This window comes from Mesorhizobium sp. RCAM 05099 (assembly GCF_059683685.1).
Genome location: NZ_CM185035.1, coordinates 5,104,169 through 5,130,627, shown reverse-complemented (window position 1 = coordinate 5,130,627; position 26,459 = coordinate 5,104,169). Strand labels below are relative to the sequence as shown.

The window sequence follows — 26,459 nt, the reverse complement described above, 5'->3', positions numbered from 1 at the left end:
TCCGTCTGGAAATGCCCTGATGACAAGCATCACGCCTCCACCCTCGCTCGATGGTCCGGCCCAAACTGCTCCCATCTGGCCGCAGCCGGCTCAAATCCCTGCGGGCGTACAAGCGAGGGAACCTGGCGCGTGTCGAGCTCGAAATGCTCATGACGACGGTCGATGGTCGGAACGGCTGCAATGAGTTTGTTCGTATAGGAATGCTTCGGCTTCGACAGCACCGAGGTCGCGTCGCCGATTTCGACGATCTGGCCGGCATAGATGACGGCGATCCGGTGGGCGATCCGCTCGACGACAGCCATATCGTGCGAGATGAAGAGATAGGCCAGCCCGAACTCGCGCTGCAGGTCGACCAGCAGCTCCAGCACCTTGGCCTGCACCGACACATCGAGCGCCGAAACCGCTTCATCGAGAACAACGACGGATGGGTTGAGCATCAGCGCCCGCGCGATGCACAGCCTTTGCCGCTGGCCGCCCGAGAATTCGTGCGGGTAGCGTTCCAGGCTGTTTCTTGGCAGGCCGACGCGTTCGAGCAGGCTCGCCATTCTCGCCCGTGTTCCGGCATCCACGCGGCCGCCGGTGGCGATCACCGGCTCAGCCAGAATGCTTTCGATGGTGAGCCTCGGGTTGAGCGAGGCGTAGGGGTTCTGGAACACCATCTGAACGGGCAGGGCGCTTTGCGCCGCCGAAGCCTTTCGCGCACCGACCGTGAAGCTGCCGCGCGTCGATCGCACCAGCCCCAGCACCGCGCGCGCGGTGGTCGATTTGCCCGAGCCGCTCTCACCGACGATGGCCAGCGTCTCGCCTGGCATCAGGTCGAAGTCGACGCCGTCGACGGCATGCACCGCGCCCGTGGCGCGGCTGAAGAAACTGCTCTTGAGCGGAAACCGCACCACCAGGCCATCGACTTTCAAGGCTGGTTCCGTGCTTGCGCCCTTGTCGCGCCGTCCGTCGACGCGCGTCGCGCGGCCGCTGGCGAAATGCGGCACGGCATGCAGCAGGTGCTGCGTGTAGGGATGCTGCGGATTGTCGAGGATCTGATTCAACTCGCCCTGTTCGACAGCCTTTCCGCTCTGCATCACCATCACCTTGTCGGCGATACCGGCAACCAGGCCGATATCGTGCGTAATGAAGATCATCGACATGCCGGTTTCCCGCTTCAACTCGGCAAGCAGCGCCATGATCTGCGCCTGCACCGTCACGTCGAGCGCCGTCGTCGGCTCGTCGGCGATGAGCAGGCGCGGATTGCAGGCGAGCGCAATGGCGATCATCACCCGCTGCAGCATGCCGCCTGACAGCTGGTTGGGCGTGTATTTCAGCCGCCGCGCGGCATCGGGAATGCGCACGCGGTCGAGCGCATCCTTCGCCGCCGCCGTGGCCTGCCTGCCGGTCAGGCCGCGGTGCAGCCGGAACGATTCCTCGATCTGCGTGCCGATGGTCAGCACCGGATTGAGCGAGGTCATCGGCTCCTGGAAGATCATGCCGATCTCGGCGCCGCGAATGCCGGTCAGTTGTGGCTCGGTGGCGGTCATCAGGTCGAAGATGCCGCCATCGGCCCGTTTCAGCTTCATCGCGCCGCCGGTGATGCGGCCGCCGCCGAAATCGATGAGACGATTGATCGACAGCGCGGTGACTGACTTGCCGGAACCGCTTTCGCCGACGATCGCCAGCGTTTCGCCGTCGGCCAGATCGAAGCTGACGCCGCGCACCACCTCATTGGCTTGCGGATCGCGGCCGAAGCCGACGCGCAGGTCGCGGACGGAGAGCAGCGGGATCATGCCGGTGCCCTCCGCATCTTCGGGTCGAGGATATCGCGCAAGGCGTCACCCAGCAGGTTGAAGCCGAGAATGCTGATCATGATCGCCAGGCCCGGAAAGATCATCAGCCAGGGTGCTGTCTCCATCAGGTTGCGGCTGTCGCTCAGCATCAGGCCGAGCGAGGCGGCGGGCGGCTGCGTGCCCAGCCCCAGGAAACTCAGGCCCGCTTCCGTCAGCAGCGCCCAGGCCAGCGCCAGCGTCACCTGTACGGTCAATGGCGCCACCAGGTTGAGCAGCAGGTGCCGCGTCACGATGTAGCTCGAACTGCTGCCGAAGGTGCGCGCGGCGTCGACGAATTCGCGCGCCTTGAGCGAAAGGGCAGGGCCGCGCACCACGCGGGTGAAGATCGGCGTGTAGACGATGCCGATGGCGACGACGCTGGTCCACGTGCCCGGCCCGGCAACGGTGACGATGAGCAGTGCCAGAAGGATTGCCGGGAAGGCCAGCAGTACATCCATGAGCCGCATCAGGACGCCGTCCCAGCGGCGCCCGAGCCAGGCGGCGGCCAGCCCGAGCACGGTGCCGGCGAGGGTCGCGAAGGCCACCGAGAAGAAGGCAACCGTGAACGACTGGCCGACGCCCGCCATCAGCCGGCTGGCCACGTCGCGGCCGAACAGGTCCGTGCCCATCCAGTAGGCGCCGTTGGGCGCATGCAGCCGGTCGACCCGGTATTGCGTGATGGGATTGTGCGGCGTCAGTCCCAGCATGCCGAGGACGGCGATCAGCAGATAGACGCCGACGATGACGCCGCCGATGCGGCCGCTGCCATGTCCGAAGATGGCGCGCAGGATGCGCATCATTGCTCTCCCAGCCGGATGCGCGGATCCAGCGCGACATAGGCGAGGTCGACCAGGAGATTGACGATCATGAAGTTGAGGGCGATGAACAGCACGCTTCCCTGCACCAGCGCGTAGTCGCGCTGCTGGATCGCGTCCAGCACCATGCGGCCGAGGCCGGGCAGCGCGTAGATCTGCTCGACGATGACGGCGCCACCCAGCAGGTAGCCGAATTCGATGCCGCTGAGTGTCACGACCGGGATCAGCGCATTGGGCAGGGCATGCCGCCAGATGACGCTGCGCGCGGAGGCGCCCTTGCTGCGCGCGGTGCGGACATAGTCGTCGCTCAACACATCGAGCATGGCTGAGCGCGATATGCGGGTGACCGAAGCCGCGAAGGCAAAGCCGAGCGTGATGGCAGGCAGGATCAGCTGGCTGAGATTGCGCAAGGGATCTTGCCAGAGCGGCGCGAACTCGCCCATCGCCGGCAGCACGCCGAAGCCGGCCGACAGAGTGTAGATGATCAGCAGGCCAAGCACGAAGCTCGGCGTCGACTGGCCGATCATGGCGACGATGCGCACGCCGAGGTCGGCCTGCCATAGGTGACGGAAATGCCGAGGTTGCCGTGCAGGATGCCGCCTATCCAGCGCCAGTACTGGACGAACCAGGGCTGGTCGATGCCGAAATAGGCGGCAAGCGAGTCACGTTGTGCTGGTGTCAGCAGCCCGGCCTCGGTGCCCAGCATCGCCGTGATCGAATCGCCCGGCACCATCCGGATCGCAACGAAGACCAGGATGGACACGCCAAGCAGGACGAGAGGAAACGCCGCCAGTCGTCGCATCAGATAGTTCACGCGAAGAAGTCCTCTCGTCCAATGCCAGCGGCGGCTACTGCTGAATGGTAACCTTGCTCAGGCTGAACAGCGTGCCGGTCGGCGTCGGCACGAATCCCGCGATGTTCTTCTGCTGGGCCGTATAGCTGTAGGATGTATAGAGCCAGACCCAAGGTGACACCTCGGCGAGGTGTTTCTCGAACTCGGCGAAGATCACCTTGCGTTTCGCCGGGTCGGTCTCGGCGCGGCCCTTCTGCATCAGGCTGTCGAGCGTGTCGTCGATGTAATTCGCCACCTTCTGCAGATTGCCCGCCTTAGTCCAGTAGCGGTTGTACATGGTGTAGGGGTCGGCCCGGCCGCCATTCAAGGCGATCGCCATGTCGAAATCGCCCTTCAGCCAGGCGTCGACATAGACGTTGAGCTCCATCATCTTGATGTCCAGCTTGACGCCGATTTCAGCCAGCTGCGACTGGATGACCTGGGCTTCCGCCGCCGCCGTCGGCGGCTCGCCGGTGGCGCCGATCACGGTCGCCGAAAAGCCGTCGGCAAAGCCGGCCTCGGCCATCAGCTTCTTGGCCTTGTCGACATCGCGCTTGTAGCAGAACAGCTGGCTCGGATCGGTCGCCATAGCCGGAATGGTCAGCGGTCCGGTGACCTTGCCTTCGCCGAGCGAAGCGGTGTCTAGCACCTCTTGCCGGTCGATGGCGCAAGAGATCGCCTGGCGCACCTTGAGCTCGGTCATCGGCTTGCGCGACGGATTGAGCTGCAGCACGTGATAGGACAGGACCGGCACGCGGTTCAGCTGCAGGCTGGCCTCCTTCGGCACCAGCGTGGCGACGAGCGGGTCGTTGAGCAGCGCGAAATCGATCTGCTTGGTGCGCATGGCCGCCAGGATCGCCGCTTCGTCCGGCAGCACGCTGATCTCGATGCCGTCGACGCCGGTCGCGCCGCCGGCCCAATCCTTGTTGGCGCTCAGGACTTCCTTGGCGTTGGGGTCCCATTTGTCGAGCTTGAACGGACCCGAGCCGACCGCCTTGGTGCCGATCGAACCGGCCTTGATTTCGCTTGCCGGAACGATGGCCGCATTGACGTCGCTCATCGCCGTCAGGATCGGCACGTCGGGCTGCGACAGATGAAACACGACGGTCGCCGCATCCGGCGTGTCGATGCTGGCGATCGACAGGAAGTTGGCGCGGGCGGCCGCGCCTGTCTTCTCGTCGAGAATGCGCTCGAACGATGCCTTGACGTCGGCCGAGGTTACAGCAGTGCCGTCCTGGAATTTCGCCTTGGGATCGAGCTTGAAGGTAAGCTCCTTGCCGTCCTTCGAAAATTCCCAGGATGTTGCGATGGCGGGGATGATCTGCAGGCTGGCGTCGACCCGCACCAGCGGCTCATAGATCAGTTCCAGCAGCCGCAGCGACGAAAACGCCGTCTGCTTGTGCGGGTCAAGTCCTGTGGCGTCCTGCGACCAGGCCATGTGCAGCGTTGCCGCCTGCGTCGAAACCGTCGCGATGCCGAGCATCGCCGCCAGCGTGATGCCTGACAGGAGTGTTCTTGTGAGGTGCCTTACCATTTTCGTCTCCCATTATGATTTGAACTTGATGCCTTGCAGTTTCCACGGACCGCTTCCAAGACACAGATGCTTTGGAGTATCGGCCCAGTCTATGCGGCTTGACGCCGTCTTGTCCCAAGCGGCTCATGCCGCCGTCACGTCGCTGATTGCCTTTCGCAGGAAGCCTCCGGCCTTGCCGAGAGCCGCGCGCGCCTCCTCGACGCCCATGCCGGTGATCGTCACCAGGATCGCCAGTTTCACGTCATTGCCGGTCTGGGCGAGCACCTGTTTTGCCTGTTGTGCCGCGCAGCCGGTCGTCTGCATGACGATCCGGATCGCCCGGGCCACCAGCTTCTTGTTCGACGGGTTAAGATCCACCATCAGGTTCTGGTAGCTCTTGCCGATGCGGATCATGCTGGCGGTGGTCAGCATGTTGAGCACCAGCTTCTGCGCGGTTCCCGACTTCAGCCGGGTCGAGCCGGTGAGCACTTCCGGGCCGACAACCGGCGAGATGGCTATGTCGGCGATACCGGCAATGGTCGACGCCGGATTGCAGGACAGGGCGACCGTCGTTGCGCCCACCTGCCTGGCATAATTCAATCCGCCGATGACGTAAGGCGTGCGCCCGCTGACCGCGATGCCGACCACGACGTCGTCGGCGGTGAGCCCGATCTCCTGCAATGCCTTGGCGCCCCTTTTCGGATCATCCTCGGCACCTTCCGTCGACCGCACCAGGGCGTCGGGACCACCGGCGATCAGGCCGACGACCATGCCTTCCGGCACGCCGAAGGTGGGCGGGCATTCCGAAGCGTCGAGCACCCCAAGCCGGCCGCTGGTGCCGGCGCCCATATAGACAAGCCGGGCGCCTTTCTGGAAGGCAAGCACGATAAGGTCCACCGCGGCAGCGATGTCGGGTAGAACCTTCTCGACAGCCGTCGGGACGGCTCTGTCCTCGTCATTGATCTTGCGCAGGACGTCGATGGTCGGCAGCAGGTCGATGTCCATCGTCCTTGGGTTCCGGCCCTCGGAAACCAGCCGGTCCAGCTCAGACATCAACCCTTGCTCGGTCATCGCTTGCTTTCAAAATCATGCGGCATAGCCGGCGGCGGGCATGGCTCGTCCCGGCACCGCTGCGCACGGACCGTGGGTCCATGCTTGCCGCCCTGTTTTCTTTTGTTAACTTTTTAGAATTGAATATTCGTATCGTCAACAGGAATATGGAATATATTATTCCTAGTGACGGCAAGGCGCTATCGCCCGACCAGGGATTTCTTGGCAAGGATGATCGCTCCCGACACGGCGTCGCCGTCGGCGGGCTTCAGGCGGCGGCGGACATCGGGAGAGAGCCAGGGTTCGAGCGGGCTGGACAATCCGCCCAGCAGGGTCACGCGCGGAGCGCCTTTTTCGAACAGCACCCTCACCAGCGTATCGATCTGCTCGGCCGCGCTTTGCACGATGCGCCGTCCGACAGGATCGCCCTGGTCGGCATGGCGCATCACCATCGGCGCCAGGGCCGCATAGTCGGTGGCGCTGGCTCGGTCCATCCAGGCGACGGCTTCCATCGGGTCGCTTTCGAAGCGCTGCATCACCTCCGCCAGCAGCGCGGTCGGCTCGTGCCGGCCGTCATGGGCGCGCAACGCCAGTTGCACGGCCTTCAGTCCAAGATCGGCGCCGCTGCCCTCGTCGGAGATCGGAAAGCCGTAGCCGCCGACGCGCAGGTCGCGTCCCTCGACGAAGCCCAGGCCGATCGAGCCGGTACCGGCAATGACGATGGCGCCGTCCTGGCCGGAATGCGCGCCAAGGCAGGCGCCGACGCCGTCGCTGACGAAATCGATGCTGGCAAACGGGTGCGCTATCGCCCGCAACGCCTCCAGCGCGCCCTTGCGGCCGATGCCGGCAAGACCGATGCCGGCGCTGATCCCGGCGCTCTGCACCGGGCCAAAGCCTGCCTCCTCGATCGCCGCGCCGGAAGCTTTCGCAATGGAGGCCCAGGCCGCGTCGATGCCGAGCCGGGTCGTTGCCGGGCCCGACAGGCCCTGTCCCAGCACGGTTCCGTCCGCATCCTCGATGCGGGCCCGGCAACCTGTGCCGCCACCGTCGACACCGAGAAAATAGTGATCCGCGCCGCCGCTCATGCGCTCAGCCGCTCGATGTCGGCGCCGCACAGGCGGAGCTTGCGGTCCAGTTGTTCATAGCCGCGGTCGAGGTGATAGACGCGGTTGATGATGGTCTCGCCTTCGGACACCAGCGCCGCCAGCACCAGCGATACCGAAGCGCGCAGATCGGTGGCCATCACCTGCGCGCCGTGCAGTTTCTCGCCGCCACGCACCAGCGCCATGGTGCCCTGCAGCTTGATGTTGGCGCCGAGCCGCATCAGTTCGGGGACATGCATGAAGCGGTTCTCGAAGATGGTTTCGCGCAACAGCGATGCGCCCTCGGCACAACACATCAGCGCCATGAACTGCGCCTGGAGGTCGGTCGGAAACCCCGGGTAGGGTTCCGTCGTGACGTCGACAGCCCTGAGCGGCCGGTCGCGCGACACGATGAGCCCGCGGTCGCCGGGCCAGACGCTGACGCCGGTGGCCTCCAGCAATTGCACGACAGAGGCCATGTGCTCGAGCCGGGCGTGGGTCAGCTCCAACTGGCCACCGGTGATCGCCGCGGCGATGGCATAGGTACCGGCCTCGATCCGGTCCGGAATGATGTCATGCCTGGCCGCATGCCAATTCGTCCTGCCGGCAATCAGGATGCGGTGCGTGCCGGCGCCCTCGATATGCGCGCCCATGGCGTTGAGGCAAGCGGCGAGGTCCGCCACTTCAGGCTCGCGCGCCGCGTTGAGGATTTCGGTTTCGCCCTTTGCCGTGGCCGCCGCCATCATCGCGGTTTCCGTTGCCCCGACCGACGGCGAGCTCAAAACGATGCGCGTGCCGGTCAGTCCGTTCGGCGCCGAGGCGACGATCGAACCGTTTTCGATGGCGATCCTGGCGCCCAGTGCCGCGAGTGCGGCGACATGCATGTCGACCGGCCGTGCGCCGATCGCGCAGCCGCCCGGCAGCGAGACCCGCGCCTGACCGAAACGGGCGAGCAGCGGCGCCAGAACGAGCACCGTCGCCCGCATCTTTCTCACCGTGTCGTAGGACGTCTCCTTGGAAACGGCGGCGCTGGTGTCGATCGTCGCGGCATGAGCCGACCGTGTCACCTCGGCGCCATGAAGCCGCATCACGCCGAGCATGTTTTCGACGTCCGTCACATCAGGCAGGTTGGTCAGTTCGAGCGGGTAGGGGCTGAGCAGCGCCGCCGCTATCTGCGGCAGCGCGGCGTTCTTGGCGCCGGATATGGTCACCGCGCCTTCCAGCCTTTGTCCGCCGACGATCCGCAATCTGTCCATGGGCTGAAACCTTGATGAAAGCCGGGCCGGCGTCACGCTCCGGAGATAATGCTCCGAATCCCGGTTGGTGGCCCGGTCCAGATCGAGAATTAATTCTGCGTTCTTGGCTGTCAATCGAAATTGGAATAATTTATTCCTTGACCCGGCAGGTCGTCTGCGGCTTGCGGGCCTGAAAAACGCGAGGGATTCCCGTGTCCGTCTTGAACAGGATCAATGCGAAGCTTGACGGCATGGCGCCCGGCGATCGCGAGATCGGCCAGTATATCGTCGACAATCCCGACCAGATGCTGCGGCTATCGACGGCTGCTCTCGCGGCCGAGATCGGGCGCAGCCAGTCGAGTGTCGTCAAGTTCAGCCAGAAGCTTGGCTATGCCAGCTATCAGGAGCTCAAGCTTGCAGTCAGCGAAGCCAAGGCGCAGGAATGGCAGGTGCCGGCCGGCGTCATCCACGGCTCGATCGAGGTCGGCGACAACTACCAGGTCATCCTGAAGAAGCTGATCGGCAGCAAGCTTCTGTCGATGCAGCAGACCGTCGCCGCCAACAGCGAGCGCATCATCTCCAGGACGCTGGAACTGCTGGATGGCGCGCGCCGCATCCATCTGGTCGGTGTCGGCGCCTCCTCGCTGGTGGCCCGCGATTTCTCCTACAAGCTGATGAAGCTCGGCCGCAACGTGCTGCATGACAGCGACAGCCACATCCAGATGGCCAATGTCTCGACGCTCGGGCCCGGCGACGTGCTGTTCGCACTCTCCTATTCCGGCGCCAGCATCGAAACCTTGCGCATCGCCGAACTTGCCCGCAAGCGCGGCACGACGGTGATCGCCGTCACCGGCCTGCATGACAATCCGCTGAGCCGCGTTGCCGACATCCGCCTCTACACCGTCGCCGACGAGGAGCGCGCGCGCTCTTCCTCCATCACCGCGCGCGACGCGCAGCTGACGCTGACCGACCTGCTGTTCATCCTGCTGGTGCAGAAGCAGCCGGACGCCAACGAGTATGTCCACAACAGCGAGGCGGCGGTCTCGGTGCTGAAGGCGGATCGCGCCTCGTAGATGGCCAGGCAATGCGGGCCAACTCCACCCGCAGCGATCCTTCCCACCCCCATCTGTCCCGCCGAGGTCGCAGGTCGGCTGGTCGTCCGCGAGCTTGCACATGCAGCTTTTGGCATCCGCATCCGCCAGATGCCAAAATTCCAGCAAGGCTTTTCTTGCCTCTCGTCGCCGAAGGCGCGACGCTGCGAAACGCAGCGCGTTCGTTCGCAAGGAGGAAGATATCATGGCATCCGACGTCGCAGTGATAGCGGGCGCGGGGCAGGGCCTTAGCGCCTCGCTGGCACGCCTTCTCACCAAGGATGGTTTTCGTGTGGTCCTGGCCGCCCGCAATGTCCAAAAACTCGCCCCCCTGGTCGACGAAACCGGCGCGCTGGCCGTCGAGACGGACGTCGCCGATCCAGCCTCCGTCGCAAATCTGTTCGAGACCGCAGACAAGGCCGGTCCGCTGGCGCTTGCGGTGTTCAACGCCAGCGGGCGCACGCGCGGCCCGATCGCCGAGCTCGATCCCGATGCGGTCAGGCAGGCGCTGCTGGTCGGCGCTTATGGCGGCTTCCTGGTCGGCCAGCAGGCGGCGCGGCGGCTTCTGGCGCGCGGCTCGGGATCGATCCTGTTCACCGGTGCCACCGCCAGCCTCAAGGGATATTCCGGCTCGGCCGGCTTTGCCATGCCGAAATTCGGCCTGCGCGGACTGGCGCAATCCATGGCCCGCGAACTGGGTCCCCAAAACATCCATGTCGCGCATTTCATCATCGACGGCCAGATCGAGCCGCCCGGACAAGCAGCCGATCCCGACCGGCCGGACCGCCGCCTGTCGCCGGACGCGATCGCCGAGGCCTATCTCGCGGCCCATCGTCAGCACCGGAGCGCTTGGAGCTTCGAAGTCGAACTCAGGCCATGGGTCGAGGCGTTCTGACAATCCAGCTGATTGTCTTCTAGCGGGCAGTAACGGCGACGCGGTGATGGCGGAAACGCGTCGCAGTTTTGGACCAGGGCCGGGCTGCGATTCTCGTCACCGCACCGTTCGGTCGGGGCTAGACGCTTTCGAGATAGGTCTCGATTTCGAAATCGCTGACATTCAGTGCGAACGTATTCAGTTCCTGGCGTTTGCAGGCGATGAAGGAGTCGCGCAGGATCGCCGGGAAGATCTCCGCCACATGCGGCCCGCTCTCGAAGGCGGCGATTGCGGACGCCCAGTCCGGCGGCAGCTTGGCCGGCACAAGCCCTTGGCCATCGCTGCTGGCCGGATCGCCCGGTGACATCTGTCTTTCAATGCCGATCAGTGCGGCGCCCAATATGGCCGCAAGCACGAGATAGGGATTGGCGTCCGCCCCCGACACACGATGCTCGATGCGGCGTGCGCCGGTCGGGCCGCCGGGAATGCGGATCGCGACCATGCGGTTCTCATAGCCCCAGGCGACCGCGGTCGGCGCGTAGGACCTTGGACGAAGCCTGCGGTATGAATTGAAATGCGGTGCGAACACCAGCGTGCTCTCGGCCATTGCCGCAAGCAGCCCACCCACCGCATGGCGCATGATCTCCGAGCCCTGATCGGTGCCGTCGTCGAAGACGTTGCGACCTTCGCCGTCGACCAGGCTGAAATGGACGTGAAAGCCATTGCCGGCGCGGTCGCCATAGGGTTTGGCCATGAAACAGGCGGCGAAGCCGTGCTTGCGGGCGATGCCCTTGACCGTGCGCTTGAACAGGACGGCATCGTCGGCTGCCCGCAGGGCGTCCGCGACGTGGTTCAAATTGATCTCGAACTGGCCGACGCCATTTTCGGCAATGGCGGTGTCGACGGGAATGCCTTGTGCCCGGCAGGCTTCGTAGACGTCATGGATGAAGGATTCGAAATCGTCGATCTCGTCGATGGACAACGCCGCATCGGAATCGAGACGACGCCCGGTTACCGGCGAGACGGGCCCGACCGGCCGCTGCGACTGCGGATCGACCAGATAGAATTCAAGTTCGGTTGCCGCGACCGGGGTCAGGCCCAACGCCTTGTAGCGGTCGAGGATGCGGGCCAGCGCCCGCCGGGGATCACCGAGATAGGGGGCGCCGGTTTCATCGGCGAGCCAGAGTGGGACAAGCGCCGTCGGATGCGCCGTCCATTCGACCGGGAGAATGCCGCGTCCGGTCCATTGGCAAAGTCCGTCGGCATCGCCGGTCGAAAAAACCAGCGTGTTGCCTTCGATGTCCTCGCCCCAGATGTCGAGCCCGATCAGCGAATAGGGCATGCGCAGCTTGCCTTCCAGCGCCTTGCGTGCCTGCTCGACCGGGATGCGCTTGCCGCGCATGACGCCGTTGAGGTCGCACACCGCCGCCCTCAGGCTCTGGATATCGCTTCTGCTTTCAAGCCAGTTCAGAACGTCCGCAATTGCATCGCTCAATTTCCAACCTCTGGTTTTTTGGTGCCGCGGCCTGATCGGCCGCACGTCCCTGGCAAAAATAGCTTGTGAGTTTTTTGAAAACGAACCCTGGCTGCTACCAGAGGGTTTTCCTTATTTTTTCAATTCACTAGCCGGGATGTCGGGAGGCATTTCCAAAACCAATTGTGCGATCTGCGATCGCAACATAGAGGCAAGAGAATGGAAAGCCAAGGGGCATTTCTAGGTTCTTGTTCCCGGAAATCTGGCCTGCCGCAGGATATGTGTGGCGCCTTCGTCGATGTCGCGCACGATGGCTGCGCGGGCCCGCTCCCCGTCCTGGGCCTCGATCGCCGCGACGGCTTCCTCGTGATAGTCGATGTCGAGGATGGAGGCGAGGTCGTCCTCGAACCCCATGGCCAGGTTCCGCAGAAATGGGCCCACCTGCATCCATACGGTCTCGATCAGGAAGATCATCTGCTCGTTGCCGCAATGGCGATAGATCGAGAATTTGAAGTCGTAGTTTTTCCTGAGATAGTCGTCGATATTGCCCTTGCGGGCTGCCAGGGTCAGTTCGGTGCCGTGGCGTCGGATCGTCCGCAGATTGTTGCCGTTGATGAGTTTTGTCGCAAGCTCGGTCGCCGAGCCTTCGAGGATCGTCCGCACGGCGGTCAACTGCGAAAACCGTTCGGCCGAGATCACCGGCACCTCCACGCTGCCGTTGGGCATCGGGCTGAGCGCGCGCAATGCCTGAAGCCGCATGAAGGCGCTGCGCACCGGCATGTCGCTGGTGCCGAGTTCCTTGGCGAGCTTGCGTGAGGTCAGCTTCTGGCCAGGTACGAACTGGCCGGACATCAGCGCCCGCACGAGTTCCAGATAGACTTTCTCATGCAAGGGAACGGTGTCGACGGCGGTCAACCCGAATTGTGTTCTCTCGGCCATTGGCGGGTCGCTAATCTACGCAGCTGACGACATTCGCCGCTAGTAATTGTTATGCTGAACGCCGTGTGTGGGCCGTTGTCAGCGACGTGTGGGTCGGCATGATAGACGCATCGATCGCAGCGCCGCAAGGCACCGGCATGCACTCCTTGGTGCACCCCTGGTTGAGGCCCATGACAAGCATGACAAGGATGCGATCGGACGGACAGACGGCCTCCTCGATGTGACGAGGATCTCGGTCAGGCGATGCTCCTGCCAAATCCACGTCAAGAGCTGCTGCATGTGGTCGGCCGGCTCTTTGTCTCCGCCAGGTGCTTCAGCAAATTCATCGTGATCCTGCCGACATCGTTCATGGCACTTCCCGTCGGCAATGCGCCGCACCAGGCGACCGAACTCGCGCAGAAGATCAAACCTCCTGACGGAAGATGGCGCAGCGTCATCTCCGCGCAACGGCGCGCGGCGCGCTCGCTGGCGCCGCCCTCATACCACCGCGTCGCGTCGTGGTCGAAGCTGTCCGGGAAGCCGGTTGCACGCGCAATGACCATAGTATCGGGGCACGTGCCAAGATGTGGATCGGTGGCATCGACCTCATAGCCGGCCGCGCCGCCGAGCACGATGCCTTCATTGCCGAAGGTCTCGTGGGCGACGCCGTCGAACAGCCATGCGGCCGAAGGTTCATGGCTTTGCGGTGTGCGCGTGAAGGGCCGCGCGCCGTCGAAGCCCATCAGCGAGATGGCGACGCCGGTCAGCGAGAATTCTCCGCGCCCGCTGGCGCGAAGATGGCCGCCCGGCTGGTTGGTGATCGACAGCGATTGTTCGGCGATCGGCCCATCCCAGTGCGCGCCGCTTCGAGCGGCGAACGGCGCAATTCCATGAGATCGCCCTGGAACGCGACCTTGCCGGCAAAACCATTGCCGCCGAGATAGGCGATGCTGCCGCCCGCTGCCGCGAACTGGCGCAGGGCATGTTCCATTTCGATCGACATGTATTCCGGGTGGCTGCCGGTGACGACGGCCCGATACCCCTGCAGGCCGGCGAGACCCCGCTCATGCAGGTCGGGGTCGGTGACGAGATCGAAGGCGATGCCGTTGCTGTGGCAGAAGCGCAGCAAATGCAGGTCGACCGGCAGATTGTGCGGGCAACCACACAGCGGGTAATTGTAGTCGTCGCGCAGCGTCGCCTTCGGCTTCCGGTAGGAGCAGATCGACACGCCGCTGAGGTCGCTGTGGTAGTCGTAGAGCGACTTCAGGTTGTTATCGATCGCAAAGCGATGGCCGCGATCCTCGCACATCCATTCGTACAGATGCGCGGGCAGGAATTCGTCCGCGTAAGCGAGATAGGTGGCTGTCGGCACCAGGAACAACAGCGGTGAACGGCGGATGGACGAGGTGATGAAGAAGACGATGCGCTCCGATCCGCCGTCATGGCCAACCTCGAAGGCGTAGACGCCGGCGGCCGCCTCGGTGGGGACATGCAATTGGTATGAGGCTGGCCACTGCAACGATCCCATGTCGTCGTCGTGGCAATGCACGGCATCGTAGTGCGACGGCACCAGCCTTGGATCGAAACTCGAACCGTCCCAGCGGCGTGAGGTCGTGCAGAACGCCGGCTGATTGACCGCTTCCAGCAAGAGGACGCCATCTCCGCCTGTCGAGGCGATCGGGCCGCTCGGCAGCAAGGTGGGGAACGTCCAGGCAATGCGTCCGGTTGTGGTCTGCAGGGCGATTGCCGAGAATTTGGCGTTGAGCGACCTGACATCGTTCGCCGCGCTCGCGCCGAAGAACGTGTCGTCCGACGGAGGCTGCCAGGGCAGATTGAATTGATGATGCAGGCGAAACGGCGCCAACAGGTCGTCCGAGCTGATCCGAAGGACTGTCCCGCTGTCACCGGATGAGATCTCGACCGCCAGCCAGGTGTTTGCCGGCACGGTCCCGCCGGTCCGAAGCGCTTCGCCATGATGGACGAAAGTCAGCTTCCCGTCCTGCAGCTGTAGCCGCAACGGACCGCTCTCAAACAGCACCCGGACGCCGTCATTGCGGGTCAGATACACTTCAAAGGCGACGCCGCGGATCTCCGCGCACTTGGCAAGTTCCGACGCCGCGATCTTCAGGAACGCTCCCTGATCCAAGTCGCGGTGGGACGCGGCATGCCCGGTCGGTTCAATGGGCCAATCCATGAATTCAGCCGCGGGTGTGTCGAGCCGTACGATCCGCACATCGCGCACTTGCCGCGACGACGAGACATGAAGGGCGACAGGTGTTCCGGCCGCTGCGTGCCAGGGAACCGTGTAACCTGAAACGGCCATGGCGCCGTGATCGACGGGGCGTCTCATCTCGGCAAAAGTCCGCGCCGCGATTCCGGTCGCTGCGATCCGTTGGATGGCAAATTCGACAATTCTCTCGTACCCCCTTTTTGAATCACACTACGGGCATCGTTTCCTGGGGGTATACCCCATCGCGCCATGATTGCTGACAAAGTCCGTTTTTGACGATCTCGCGCCGAGGAATGCCTGCGCTCGCATGAGCCGGCGATCGTGTCGTTGCTGCGTGCCCGTTGGTTCGCGCCCGAAACCCCGCCCGCGGTCGCCGATGCCGATCCTGGAGCGGCAACCCAGTCAGGTTCCGGAGCGCAAGGTCGTCCGGAAGCGCTGCCTGATCGCAGGATCGCCGGGGGCGGACGGTCGCGCGGCACGAGGTCGATCTCGTCATCACAAATCTTGACTTTTGCCGCACTTGCACGCGCGGCCGCTCTCTGGCTTTTTGGGGCACCCATCCGAGCGGACTGATTCGCGTCGTACCGCTCGATTGCAATATCCCCCCAAGGCAGTCTGCGGGTGGTCGTGAAGCGCGCAATTGGCAAAGGAGAAAGCGGCATGGCCGAGTTCAAGAAGCCCGAAATCTCCGAGATGAGACCCAAGATCACCGTGATCGGCGTTGGCGGCGGAGGTGGGAATGCCGTCAACAACATGATCGCGGAGCAGCTTCAGGGCACCGAGTTCATCGCCGCCAACACCGACGCCCAGGCGCTTGCGATGTCGAAGGCAACGAGGCTGATCCAGCTTGGTGCTCATGTCACCGAGGGGCTGGGTGCCGGATCGCTTCCCGAGATCGGCCGCGCCGCCGCCGAGGAATCGCTCGACGAGATCATGGACCATCTCCAGGGCACGCATATGTGTTTCGTCACCGCCGGCATGGGCGGCGGCACGGGAACCGGAGCCGCTCCGATCATTGCGCATGCGGCGCGCAAGGCCGGCATCCTGACCGTGGGTGTCGTCACCAAGCCGTTCGCGTTCGAGGGCAAGCGGCGCATGCAGATGGCCGAGGAAGGCATCGCGCGGCTTCGCGAGAGCGCTGATACCGTAATCGTCATCCCGAACCAGAACCTGTTCAGGATCGCCGATGCCAAGACCACCTTTGCCGACGCTTTCGTCATCGCCGACCGGGTGCTTTATTCCGGTGTCGGCTGCATTACCGACCTGATCGTCAAGGAAGGCCTGATCAATCTCGACTTCGCCGACGTGAAATCGGTGATGCGGGGCATGGGCCGCGCCATGATGGGTACGGGCGAGGCGTCCGGCGAAAGCCGGGCCATCAAGGCAGCGGAAGCGGCAATCGCCAATCCGCTCCTGGATGAGGCTTCGATGAAGGGTGCAAAGGGCGTTCTGGTCTCGATATCGGGCGGCCGCGACATGACCCTGTTCGAGGTCGATGAAGCCGCCACCCGCATACGCGAAGAGGTCTATGAGGATGCCGACATCATCGTCGGCGCCATCTTCGACAAGAATTTGGAAGGCAAGTTCAGGGTGTCGGTCGTGGCGACCGGGCTCGATCGCCCGTTTGAGGCGGGGGACGCCAACACCGAGTTCACGGGTGATCGTTTAAGCCAGGCGCCATCACGGATACTGCAGTAGGGCGTATCTGACGCCGCCGGCAAAACTCTTCCTCCGCGCATTGCCCGTAGCGTTCCGGGCGAGGGGCGATCCCGGGTCCGCCGCATGGCCTGCGGCTTCGCGATCAAATGCTGATGGCAAACGCGGCCCGTCTTCGCCGCGGCGTCATCGCGATTTGCGTGCTGAGCAGCTTGGCCTCGGACCTTTGACAACGCAGTCAGCCCCTATCGTGCGGCGACCAAGCGGCATCGGACCTCCGCCCGAGCCGCTGCCTGGATTTGCATAGCCGCGCCCGCGCGCTTCCCCGCGCGAAGTATAGGCGCCTTTTCTCTTCTGGGCTGCCCGCCGCAGTTCCTGACTGGCGCTGCGCATACGGCCGGCTGGCTGCCCTTCGCTCCCCACCCACGACTGTCGTTGAACAGCCCGGAGGCTGTTTCAAGCCTCTCGCATGGCTGGGCGCTTGACTCTGGGGGTGTCTTGTGAAAAATTTTGCACAAGCTGATAAAAATATCAAAGGGCGGAAATGGTCGGATTCGGCAACGGGCTCTTGCGCGACGATGAAACCAGCATGGCGGCACGTGCCGCATGGCTTCACTACGCCGGCGGCCTGACCCAGTCCGAGGTTGCCAAGCGGCTGGGGCTGACCAGCCTCAAGGCGCATCGCCTCATCACCAAGGCCAACCAGGAAGGGCTGGTGAAGGTCTATATCGACGGCGAAGTGTCGGAATGCGTCGAGCTCGAGGACGAACTGTCCCGTCGCTACGGTCTCGATTATTGCGAGGTGGTTCCCGATTTCGATTCGGAAGATCTGCCGCTCAAGGCGCTCGGCATTGCCGGCGCGCAATTTCTCAAGCGCGAGATCGAACGCGGCGAGGAGGCACTGATCGGCGTCGGCCATGGCCGCACGCTGGCCGCCTGTGTGGAATATCTGCCGCGCACCTCGACCGACAAGATCCGCTTCGTCTCGCTGCTCGGCGGCCTGACGCGGAAATTCTCGGCCAACCCGCATGATGTCATCCACCGCCTCGCCGAACGCACAGGCGCCGAAGCCTACGTCATGCCGGTGCCGATGTTCGCCAACACGGCGGAGGACCGTCTCGTGCTGCTCGGGCAGAAGGGCATCAGCGAGGTCTTCGATCTCGCCAAATCGGCCGATCTGCTGCTTGCCGGCATCGGCACCGCCGAACTCGAGGCGTCGCTCGTCGCCACCGGCATGATCGAAAAGGGCGAGATGGAGGAGATCCGCCGCAACGGCGGCGTCGGCGAATTGCTCGGCCATTTCTTCGATGATGCCGGCAACGCGGTGGCGACGACCGTTTCCAACCGGGCGCTGGCGCTGGCCGGGGAGGATATCAGCAATCGCCGGATTGTCGCCGTCGCCGGCGGCAAGGTGAAGGTTCGTGCCATCAAGTCGGTGCTGGAGGGCCGCTATCTCAGGGGCCTGATAACCGACGAGCGGACGGCACGATCGCTCGTGGGAGAGACGCCGGTCGGGTAGCCGGCAACCGTTCAGTTGAAACTACCCTGTGGAGGAGAAGACGAAATGCATGAGAAAGAGAAAGACCTCATTGACGCCTTCCTGCGCGGACAAGTCGACCGTCGCGGGCTGATCAAGGGACTGGGTGCGATGGGCCTTGCCGCGGGTATCGCCGGCACGCTGCTCAATCTGGGCCAGACCCGAGCGCTTGCCGCGGACTTCGACTGGAAGGCGCACAAGGGCAAGACCATCAAGCTCTTGCTCAACAAGCATCCTTACGCCGACGCGATGATCGCCGATCTCGAGAACTTCAAGCAACTGACCGGCATGAACGTGGTCTATGACGTGTTCCCGGAAGACGTCTATTTCGACAAGGTCACCGCCGCCCTGTCGGCGAGCTCGCCCGAATATGATGCCTTCATGACTGGCGCCTACATGACCTGGACCTATGGTCCGGCCGGCTGGATCACCGACCTCAACGAATGGATCAAGGATCCGGCCAAGACCAACCCGAACTATGCCCGGGACGACTTCCTGCCCGGCGTCAAGAATTCCTGCGCCTGGAATGGCAAGCCGGGCGGCGCGCTGGGTTCGGACGACGCCAAGCAGTGGTGCATTCCGTGGGGCTTCGAACAGAACAACATCACCTACAACAAGGCCATGTTCGACAAGGCCGGCGTCACCATTCCCGGCAACATGGACGAGATGGTTGCCGCGGCGGCCAAGCTCACCAAGGATGTCGGCGGCGGCGTCTACGGCATCGGCGTGCGTGGCTCGCGCTCCTGGGCGACGATCCATCCCGGCTTCCTGTCGGCCTACGCCAATTTTGACCAGAAGGACCTCAATGTCTCGGCTGACGGCAAACTGTCGGCCGCGATGAACACCGCCGAGTCCAAGGCTTTCCACAAGCAGTGGGTTCAGATGATCCAGGAGAGCGGCCCCAAGGACTGGTCGACCTACACCGGTATCAGGTCGGCACCGATCTCGGCGCCGGCGCCTCGGCGATGATCTTCGACGCCGATATCCTCGGCTACTTCATGAATGGCGGCGACAACAAGATGGCGGGCAAGCTCGCCTTTGCAAGCTTCAAGGCCAATCCGGCAGCCAAGGCGGCGACGCCCAACATCTGGATCTGGTCGCTGGCAATGTCCAACTTCTCGAAGGACAAGGACGCAACCTGGTACTTCATGCAATGGGCCTCCGGTCCGGAGCACGGGCTGTTCGGCGCCACCAAGATGGACTTCGTCAATCCGGTCCGCCAGTCGGTCTGGAAGGACGAGATGTTCCGTGACAAGCTGAACAAGAGCTATCCGGGCTATGTCGAGATGTTCGACGCCTCGGCGCCGGGCGCCAGCATCAAGTTCACGGCGCAGCCGCTGTTCTTCGATCTCACCACCGAATGGGCGGCGACGCTGCAGAAGATGGTGGCCAAGGAAGTGCCGGTCGACGAGGGCCTCGACAAGCTGGCCGAGAGCATCGACGGCCAGCTCAAGGAAGCCGGCCTCGGCTAGGCCAAGGCCCAGGGACTGGCTCGCCGAGGCCGGCCAGTCCCGACCCGACTTTCAAGTCTGCGACGCGGCGCCTGGAGCATCGGACCCAAAAGTGGAATCCGGTTTTGGGAAAAACCGATGCTCGAAAAAAGCGCCGCCAATTCGCCCACCGGCCGCCTGGCTCCCTTGGGCGGCCGGCCGGGCGAAGCAACAGGATCATGGAGCAGCGGATGACTGCCGCAACAACACAAAGGGCCGGGCCGTCCGGCTTCAGGATCAGCAAGAGGGTCTTGCCCTACGTGCTCAGCCTGCCAGCCTTGCTGGTCTGCATCGGCATCCTCATCCCGTTCCTGACCTCGGTCGTCTATTCGTTCCAGCGCTACCGTCTGAGCCAGCCCTGGGCGCGGCAGTTCAACTGGGGAGACAACTACATCTCCTTCTTCACCGACCCGAAGTTCTGGAACACGCTCAAGGTCTCGCTGCTCTATGCGGGAACCACGGTCGTGCTGGAACTGCTTCTCGGTCTCGCCATCGCCATGCTGCTGCAGAAGCGCTCGACGCTGAACAATTTCATCTCGATCATGCTGTTGATGCCGCTGATGACGGCGCCGGCGCTGGCCGCGCTGATGTGGAAGCTGATGACCAATCCCGGCTTCGGCGTGCTGAGCTATCTCGCGAGCCTGATCGGGCTGCAGGATTTCCGCTGGGCCTCGTCGCCGTCGACGGCTCTCTTCACCGTCGTGCTCGTCGATATCTGGGTCTACACGCCCTTCATCATGATCCTCTTATTGGCCGGCCTGCGCAGCCTGCCGACGCAGCCTTTCGAGGCCGCGGCACTCGATGGCGTGCCGAGAAGCTTCGTGTTCTTCCGCATCACCTTGCCGATGCTGACGCCCTACATACTGACGGCGACGCTGTTCCGCCTGCTCGACTCCATCCAGCAGTTCGACATCATCTACGCGATGACTCAAGGGGGGCCTGGCGATACGCTGACCGTGTTCCAGGTCGAGGCCTATCTCAACTTCTTCCAGTCGACCAATGTCGGCCGCTCGGCGGCGCTGATGATCATCCTGTGGGCGATCACCTATTTCCTCTCCAACATCTTCATCAAGAACTGGCTGCGGCTGCGCGAACGCGCCCGCGGCCAGGCATAGGAGGCGGACATGGAACACACTTCCTTGCTCGAACGCATCCTGCGCGGCGTGGCACTGACGCTGGTCGTGGTCTTCTTCATGTTCCCGATCGCCTGGATCTTCATGATGTCGTTCCAGACCAACGAGACCATCCTGCGCATTCCGCCGCAATTGATCTTCGAGCCGACGCTGGCCAACTATACCGCGCTCATTACCGGCAAGCTGGTGACGGCGGCCGGCACGCTCGACATCGCCTTCATGCGCAACCTGTGGAATTCGGTGTTCCTGTCGGTCACCTCGGTTGCCGTCTCCCTGCTGCTCGGCGTCCCGGCGGCCTACGCCTTCGCGCGGCACAAGTTCCGCGGTTCGGAGGACATCGCCTTCACGCTGTTGTCATTCAAGTTCGCGCCGGCGCTGCTGGTGCTCCTGCCGCTCACCCTTTATTTCCAGAAGCTTGGATTGGCCAACACCTATATCGGGCTGATCTGGGTCTACCAGCTGATCTGCCTGCCGCTGATCCTGTGGATCGTGCGCGGCTATTTCGAGGACATTCCGGCCGACATCGAATATGCCTATCGTATCGGCGGCCATTCCTGGTTCGCCACCTTCCGCAAGATCGCGCTGCCGCTTGCCGGCCCGGGCATCGCCGCCGCCGGCCTGCTCGCCTTCATCTTTGCCTGGAACAACTTCGTCTTCGCGCTGGTGTTGGCCTCGGCCGACAAGCAGCCAGTGACGGTCGGAGCGCTGGCTTTCATCACCTCCTCGGGCATCCAGTATGGCCAGATTTCGGCGGCCATCGTGTTGTCGATCACGCCGACGCTGGCGCTCGCCCTTTATGCGCAGCGCTATCTCGTCGAAGGTCTGTCGCTCGGCGCGGTGAAAGGATAGAAATGGCCAGCCTCGAACTCAGAAACGTCGTCAAGCGCTACAAGAGCCAGACCGTTCTCGACAATCTGTCCCTGACCGTCGCCGACGGCGAGACCCTTGTCCTGTTCGGCCCCTCCGGTGCCGGCAAGACCGTGCTGCTGCGCCTTGTCGCCGGTGTCATCGATCCGGATGAAGGCAAGATATTCATCGGCGGTGACGACATGACCGATGTCGACGCGGAATTCCGCGGCATCGGCATGGCCTTCCAGAATTTCGCTTTGTTCCCGCATATGACCGCGTTCGACAACATCGCGACGCCCCTGGAAGCCAAGCGATCATCGCAAAGCGTGATCAAGGCCGGCGTCGAGAGCGTCGCCAAGCTGTTGAAGATCGCCCATGTGCTCAGCCACAAGCCGCGCGCGCTTTCCAACGGCCAGAAGCAGCGCACGGCACTTGCCCGCGCGCTGGTCGGCTCGCCGCCGCTTCTCCTGCTCGACGATCCCTTGCGCAATGTCGACGCCAAGCTGCGCTTCGAGATGCGCCTCGAACTGCCGAGGCTGCTCGCCGATCGCGGCGCCACCGTCGTCTACGTCACCCAGGACTACAAGGAAGCCATGGCGCTCGGCGACCGCATCGCGGTGATATCGCAAGGTGTCATCAGGCAGCTCGGCACGCCGGAGCAGATCTACCGCGAGCCTGCCAATATCGAGATCGCGCGGCTGTTCGGCGACCCCACCATCAACCTGCTCGACGTCAAGCCCGCGCGGGATACCAGGGGGATTTATGTCGGCCTCTCCAACGTCCAGGTCCATCTGGCCGGCGCCTACGAGACGGCGGTCGGCCGCGACTGTGTGATCGGCCTGCGGCCGGAAGCGTTGAGCTTCGTCGAGGAGGGTGCGCCCGGCGCCATTCCCGTGACCGTCGAGGCGGAGACGCCGCTCAACGAAAAGATCGTCACGCTTGTGCGCACGGTGCGCGGCCGTGAAATCCTGGTTTCGCGCCCGGCCGGAACGCCGGGCCGCAGCGAGGGCAAGGCCCACATCTCTGTCGACGGCAAGAGCGCCTTGTTGTTCGATCATGCGAGCGGCGAGCGCATTGGTTCGAAGAACGTGGTCGCTTTGCGCAACGGAGAAGCGGCATGAGCCAGAGCGCACTCACCATAACCAGTGTCGACAAGTTCTATGGCCCGATCGACAGGGGCGTTCACGCGGTCAAGAGCCTGACGATCGAAATCGGCAAGGGCGAGATCGTGGCGCTGCTTGGCTCGTCGGGCTGCGGCAAGACCTCGACGCTGCGCATGATTGCCGGCTTCGAAGAGGTCTCGCGCGGCACGATCTCGGTCGGCGGCCGCCAGGTTCACACCTTGCCGCCGGTCAGGCGCAACGTGGCGATGGCGTTCGAGGGCTATTCGCTCTATCCGCCGTTGACCGTGCGCGAGAACATGGCGTTCGCGCTCAAGGCGGCAAGGTTGCCAAAGAGCGAGGTCGACGCCAAGGTCGCCAGCATCGCCAAACTGCTCGAGATCGAGGACATACTGGAGCGCTATCCCAGCTCCATCTCCGGCGGCCAGCAGCAGCGCGCCAGCCTCGGCCGGGCGCTGATCCGGGAGGCGGATCTGCACCTGCTGGACGAGCCGATGGGGCAGCTCGAACCGCAGCTGCGCGCCGTGCTGCGCGGCCGCATCAAGCACTTCATCAAGGAGCGCGGCCTGACCGCGATCCTGGTCACCCACGACCAGACCGAGGCCAACGCGCTTGCCGACCGCATCGCGGTGATGGAGGGCGGCGTGCTGCAGCAGTTCGACACATCAGACAGGATCAAGGAGCGCCCGGCGAACCTGTTCACCGGCACCTTTGTCGGTGAGCCGCCGATGAACGTTTTCGAGGCCTATGTCGGCGCGACCGCCGGACGTATCAATTTGCGGCTGCCGGATGGACTGTCGCTCGACTACGACAAGGACGCTTTCAGCGCTCCGGTTCGCGACCAGCTGCTCAGCCGCGAACGGGTCGTCATCGGCATCAGGCCCTACGCCGTGCGGCGCTCGAAGGAGGGTGTTCCGGCCAGGGTCTCGGCCAATCAGTGGCTCGGCGACCAGACCCACATAGCGGCGGACTTTGCCGGCGGCTCGCTGGTTCTGGTCGAACATGACCGCACCCGCCTGGACCTGGGTGCGCCTATCAATGTCAGCATCGATCCGAAGAACCTGCACGTCTTCGACCAGGTGAGCGGCAAGGCCATCTCGCACGGCATGGAGCTTGCGTGATGCGGGATGTCCTGATCGGCCTCGACGCCGGCACCTCGGTCATCAAGTCCATCGCCTTCGACACCGCTGGCCGGCAGATTGCCGCCGCCGCGCTGCCGAACCACTATGAGACGCTGCCGGGCGGTGGCGCCGAACAGGATTTGGCGCGCACATGGAGCGATGCCGCCGCGACCTTGCGCCAGCTCGCCGACAAGGTGCCCGATCTCGCCAACCGAACCGTCGCGATCGCGGTCACCGGGCAAGGCGACGGCACCTGGCTGATCGACGGCAAGGGTGAACCGGTCGCCAAGGGCTGGCTCTGGCTCGACGCGCGCGCCGCCGCTGTCGTCGAGGAAATCCGCGCGCGGCCGGAGGACCGGCTCCGCTTCGAAAGGACCGGCACCGGGCTTGCCGCCTGCCAGCAGGGCTCGCAGTTTGTGTTCATGAAGCGCAACATGCCTGCGATGTTGGCCAAGGCCGCGACGGCCTTCCATTGCAAGGACTGGCTCTATTTCAAACTGACCGGCGAACGCGCAACCGATCCGTCGGAGGGAACCTTCACCTTCGGTGATTTCCACACCCGGGACTATTGCGACGACGTGCTCGACGTACTTGATGTCGCCGATCTCAGGCATCTGCTGCCGCCGATCGTCGACGGCACCGTGCATAGCACCGGCCTGTCGCAAGCAGCGGCCGACGCCACCGGGATGCTCGCCGGCACTCCGGTGGTGCTGGGCTATGTCGACGTCGTCTGCACCGCGCTCGGCGCCGGCCTGCTGGACCGCAAGCGCAAGCCCGGCTGCTCGATCATCGGCTCCACCGGCATGCATATGCGGCTGGCCGAAACCCCGGACGACGTGCAGCTCAACCAGGCGGCAACCGGCTACACGATGGCGATGCCGGCGCCTGGCGTGTTCGCGCAGATGCAGTCGAACATGGCGGCAACGCTCAACATCGACTGGGTGCTTGGGCTGGCCTCCGGAATTCTCGCCTCGCAAGGCATCACCCGCAGCAATGGCGAGATGATCGCGCTGGTCGACACCTGGATCGCGGCCTCGCAGCCGGCTTCGCTGCTCTATCAGCCCTACGTGTCGGAGGCCGGCGAGCGCGGTCCGTTCGTCGATGCGAATGCCAGGGCGGGGTTCGTCGGCATTTCCTCACGGCACGGCTATGCCGACCTCGTCCGCGCCGTCTTCGAGGGGCTGGCCTTCGCGGCGCGCGATTGCTACGCGGCCATGGGGCCGCTGCCGCGTGAAGTTCGCCTGACTGGCGGCGCCGCCCGGAGCCCGGCGCTGCGCAAGATCCTTGGTGCCGCGGTCGGCGCCGACATTCGCACGAGCGAGCGCGAGGAGGCCGGTGCCGCGGGAGCGGCGATGATCGCCGCGGTCTGCGTCGGCCAATACGCATCGATGGATGATTGCGTCGGCGAATGGGTGACGCCCCTGCTTGGCGAGGCGGAGCCAAGCGACCGGAGCCTCGCCGCGATCTACGACAAGATGACCCCATCCTACATGTTGGCGCACGAGGCGCTGCGGCCGGTCTGGCGCGCCATGGCTGCATCGAAGGCAAATTGAGAAGTCGAGTATGCCCAGGAAAATAGCGATCATTGGCGACCATTTCATGCTTCCGGATGTGTTTCGCGCCGAAATCGAGAAGGCCGCGAGCGGCGGCCTAGACATCCGCACGCTGCAGACGGCATGGCCCGACGAGCCGATGGAATTCGGCAATGCGGCGCTCGGCCTCGACAAGATCAAGGAGTATTTCGGCCATCCCGACGAGATCGTCGATTTCATCGGCGATGCCGAAATCCTCGTCACCCAGCTTGCTCCGCTATCGGACGGCATGATGCGGCGCCTGCCGGCGCTCAAGCTGGTCGCGGTATCGCGCGGCGGCCCGATCAACATCGACATGGGCGCTGCCGGACCCACGGCATCACCGTGGTCAATGTGCCTGGCCGCAACGCGACTGCCGTGGCCGAGTTCACCATCGGCGCCATCCTTGCCGAGACGCGGCTGATCCGGGTCGGCCACGAGGCCTTGCGCAAGGGAGAATGGCGCGGCGATCTCTACCGTGCCGACCGCACCGGCCGCGAACTCAGCGAAATGACCGTCGGCGTCATCGGCTATGGCAATATCGGCACGAAAGTGGTCCGTCTGCTGCGCGCCTTCGGCTGCCACGTCCTCGTTTGCGACCCTTATGTGCAGTTGAGCGCCGACGACCGCAATGCCGGCGTCGAGCTCGTCGCGCTGGACGATCTCCTGTCCCGTTCCGATGTGGTCACGCTGCATCCCCGGGTGACCGAGGAGACACGCGGCATGATCGGCAAGGACACCATCGCGCGGATGAAGCCGGGGGCAATTCTCATAAACACCGCGCGGGGACCGCTGGTCGACTATGACGCGCTCTACGAGGCGCTTGTTTCGGGGCAGATCGCCAGCGCCATGCTGGAGACGTTCGCGGTCGAGCCCGTGCCCGCCGAATGGCCCTTGCTGCAGCTTCCCAACGTGACGCTGACGCCGCATATCGCTGGCGCCTCGGTGCGCACCGTGACCTATGCCGCCGAGCAGGCCGCCGAAGAGGTGCGCCGCTATATCGCCGGCCTGCCTCCGGTCAATCCGTGCTGAAGGCGGCGGCCATGACCC

The 26,459-nt window shown here is 64.1% G+C and carries 19 protein-coding genes and 3 pseudogenes; 11 read left to right on the top strand and 11 right to left on the bottom strand.

Features of this window, described 5'->3' with window-relative positions:
• Positions 1-29: 29 nt before the first annotated feature.
• From AC56QQ_RS25405 to murA, 7 genes and pseudogenes are all read right to left on the bottom strand, one after another.
• Positions 30-1,778 (bottom strand): ABC transporter ATP-binding protein, encoded by a 1,749-nt coding sequence (locus AC56QQ_RS25405; RefSeq protein WP_497123809.1) that lies wholly within the window; start codon positions 1,776-1,778, stop codon positions 30-32.
• The gene (locus tag AC56QQ_RS25400; protein WP_497123808.1) at positions 1,775-2,614 is read right to left on the bottom strand and encodes an ABC transporter permease; all 840 of its coding nucleotides are present in this window, start codon (positions 2,612-2,614) and stop codon (positions 1,775-1,777) included. The genes AC56QQ_RS25405 and AC56QQ_RS25400 overlap by 4 nt, the downstream gene beginning before the upstream one ends.
• A pseudogene (locus tag AC56QQ_RS25395) lies at positions 2,614-3,446 on the bottom strand (ABC transporter permease). Before AC56QQ_RS25395 ends, AC56QQ_RS25400 begins: the two are co-directional and overlap by 1 nt.
• Positions 3,447-3,480: 34 nt before the next feature.
• Positions 3,481-4,998, bottom strand: a complete 1,518-nt coding sequence (locus tag AC56QQ_RS25390) for an ABC transporter substrate-binding protein (RefSeq protein ID WP_489860260.1) — start codon at positions 4,996-4,998, stop codon at positions 3,481-3,483.
• A gap of 123 nt (positions 4,999-5,121) precedes the next feature.
• On the bottom strand, positions 5,122-6,048 hold the full coding sequence (murQ, locus tag AC56QQ_RS25385; RefSeq protein ID WP_489860261.1) for an N-acetylmuramic acid 6-phosphate etherase: 927 nt from the start codon (positions 6,046-6,048) through the stop codon (positions 5,122-5,124).
• A 179-nt stretch (positions 6,049-6,227) separates the two neighbouring features.
• Positions 6,228-7,112, bottom strand: a complete 885-nt coding sequence (locus AC56QQ_RS25380) for a glucosamine kinase nucleotide-binding domain-containing protein (protein WP_497123807.1) — start codon at positions 7,110-7,112, stop codon at positions 6,228-6,230.
• Entirely contained in the window at positions 7,109-8,365 is a 1,257-nt protein-coding gene (gene murA, locus AC56QQ_RS25375; RefSeq protein ID WP_497123806.1) for a UDP-N-acetylglucosamine 1-carboxyvinyltransferase, read from the bottom strand. The genes AC56QQ_RS25380 and murA overlap by 4 nt, the downstream gene beginning before the upstream one ends.
• 191 nt (positions 8,366-8,556) lie before the next feature.
• On the opposite strand from murA, the gene AC56QQ_RS25370 reads away from it, so the two are divergent.
• Positions 8,557-9,417: a MurR/RpiR family transcriptional regulator gene (locus AC56QQ_RS25370; RefSeq protein WP_091576618.1), complete on the top strand. Its 861-nt coding sequence runs from the start codon at positions 8,557-8,559 to the stop codon at positions 9,415-9,417.
• Between the two features lie 223 nt (positions 9,418-9,640).
• Positions 9,641-10,330 carry an SDR family NAD(P)-dependent oxidoreductase gene (locus tag AC56QQ_RS25365; RefSeq protein WP_497123805.1) on the top strand — a complete coding sequence of 230 codons (690 nt, stop codon included), beginning with the start codon at positions 9,641-9,643 and terminating at the stop codon, positions 10,328-10,330.
• Positions 10,331-10,448: 118 nt separating this feature from the next.
• Here the strand turns inward: AC56QQ_RS25365 and AC56QQ_RS25360 are convergent, their stop codons facing one another.
• From AC56QQ_RS25360 to AC56QQ_RS25345, 4 genes are all read right to left on the bottom strand, one after another.
• A complete protein-coding gene (locus AC56QQ_RS25360) occupies positions 10,449-11,804 on the bottom strand; it encodes a glutamine synthetase family protein (RefSeq protein ID WP_489860265.1) in 1,356 nt (451 codons plus the stop codon).
• Between the two features lie 219 nt (positions 11,805-12,023).
• Complete coding sequence (locus AC56QQ_RS25355; RefSeq protein ID WP_489860266.1) at positions 12,024-12,722, bottom strand: GntR family transcriptional regulator; 699 nt, start codon at positions 12,720-12,722, stop codon at positions 12,024-12,026.
• A gap of 263 nt (positions 12,723-12,985) precedes the next feature.
• Positions 12,986-13,522, bottom strand: coding sequence for a N,N-dimethylformamidase beta subunit family domain-containing protein (locus AC56QQ_RS25350; protein ID WP_497129113.1), 537 nt, complete (start codon positions 13,520-13,522; stop codon positions 12,986-12,988).
• On the bottom strand, positions 13,465-15,051 hold the full coding sequence (locus tag AC56QQ_RS25345; RefSeq protein WP_497123804.1) for a N,N-dimethylformamidase beta subunit family domain-containing protein: 1,587 nt from the start codon (positions 15,049-15,051) through the stop codon (positions 13,465-13,467). The genes AC56QQ_RS25350 and AC56QQ_RS25345 overlap by 58 nt, the downstream gene beginning before the upstream one ends.
• A 540-nt stretch (positions 15,052-15,591) precedes the next feature.
• On the opposite strand from AC56QQ_RS25345, the gene ftsZ reads away from it, so the two are divergent.
• The 9 genes and pseudogenes from ftsZ to AC56QQ_RS25300 all read left to right on the top strand — a co-directional run bounded on the left by ftsZ (position 15,592) and on the right by AC56QQ_RS25300 (position 26,441).
• Positions 15,592-16,629: a cell division protein FtsZ gene (gene ftsZ, locus AC56QQ_RS25340; RefSeq protein ID WP_497123803.1), complete on the top strand. Its 1,038-nt coding sequence runs from the start codon at positions 15,592-15,594 to the stop codon at positions 16,627-16,629.
• A 502-nt stretch (positions 16,630-17,131) separates the two neighbouring features.
• Entirely contained in the window at positions 17,132-18,106 is a 975-nt protein-coding gene (locus AC56QQ_RS25335; protein WP_497123802.1) for a sugar-binding transcriptional regulator, read from the top strand.
• Positions 18,107-18,151: 45 nt separating this feature from the next.
• Positions 18,152-19,596: pseudogene (locus AC56QQ_RS25330) on the top strand (ABC transporter substrate-binding protein).
• Between the two features lie 209 nt (positions 19,597-19,805).
• Complete coding sequence (locus AC56QQ_RS25325) at positions 19,806-20,729, top strand: carbohydrate ABC transporter permease (RefSeq protein ID WP_091576905.1); 924 nt, start codon at positions 19,806-19,808, stop codon at positions 20,727-20,729.
• Positions 20,730-20,738: 9 nt separating this feature from the next.
• The gene (locus tag AC56QQ_RS25320; protein ID WP_091576604.1) at positions 20,739-21,596 is read left to right on the top strand and encodes a carbohydrate ABC transporter permease; all 858 of its coding nucleotides are present in this window, start codon (positions 20,739-20,741) and stop codon (positions 21,594-21,596) included.
• Positions 21,597-21,598: 2 nt separating this feature from the next.
• Positions 21,599-22,717 (top strand): ABC transporter ATP-binding protein, encoded by a 1,119-nt coding sequence (locus AC56QQ_RS25315; RefSeq protein WP_497123801.1) that lies wholly within the window; start codon positions 21,599-21,601, stop codon positions 22,715-22,717.
• Positions 22,714-23,838 (top strand): ABC transporter ATP-binding protein, encoded by a 1,125-nt coding sequence (locus AC56QQ_RS25310; protein WP_497123800.1) that lies wholly within the window; start codon positions 22,714-22,716, stop codon positions 23,836-23,838. The genes AC56QQ_RS25315 and AC56QQ_RS25310 overlap by 4 nt, the downstream gene beginning before the upstream one ends.
• Positions 23,838-25,391 (top strand): FGGY-family carbohydrate kinase, encoded by a 1,554-nt coding sequence (locus AC56QQ_RS25305; protein ID WP_497123799.1) that lies wholly within the window; start codon positions 23,838-23,840, stop codon positions 25,389-25,391. The genes AC56QQ_RS25310 and AC56QQ_RS25305 overlap by 1 nt, the downstream gene beginning before the upstream one ends.
• Before the next feature lie 10 nt (positions 25,392-25,401).
• Positions 25,402-26,441: pseudogene (locus tag AC56QQ_RS25300) on the top strand (2-hydroxyacid dehydrogenase).
• Positions 26,442-26,459 lie beyond the last annotated feature (18 nt).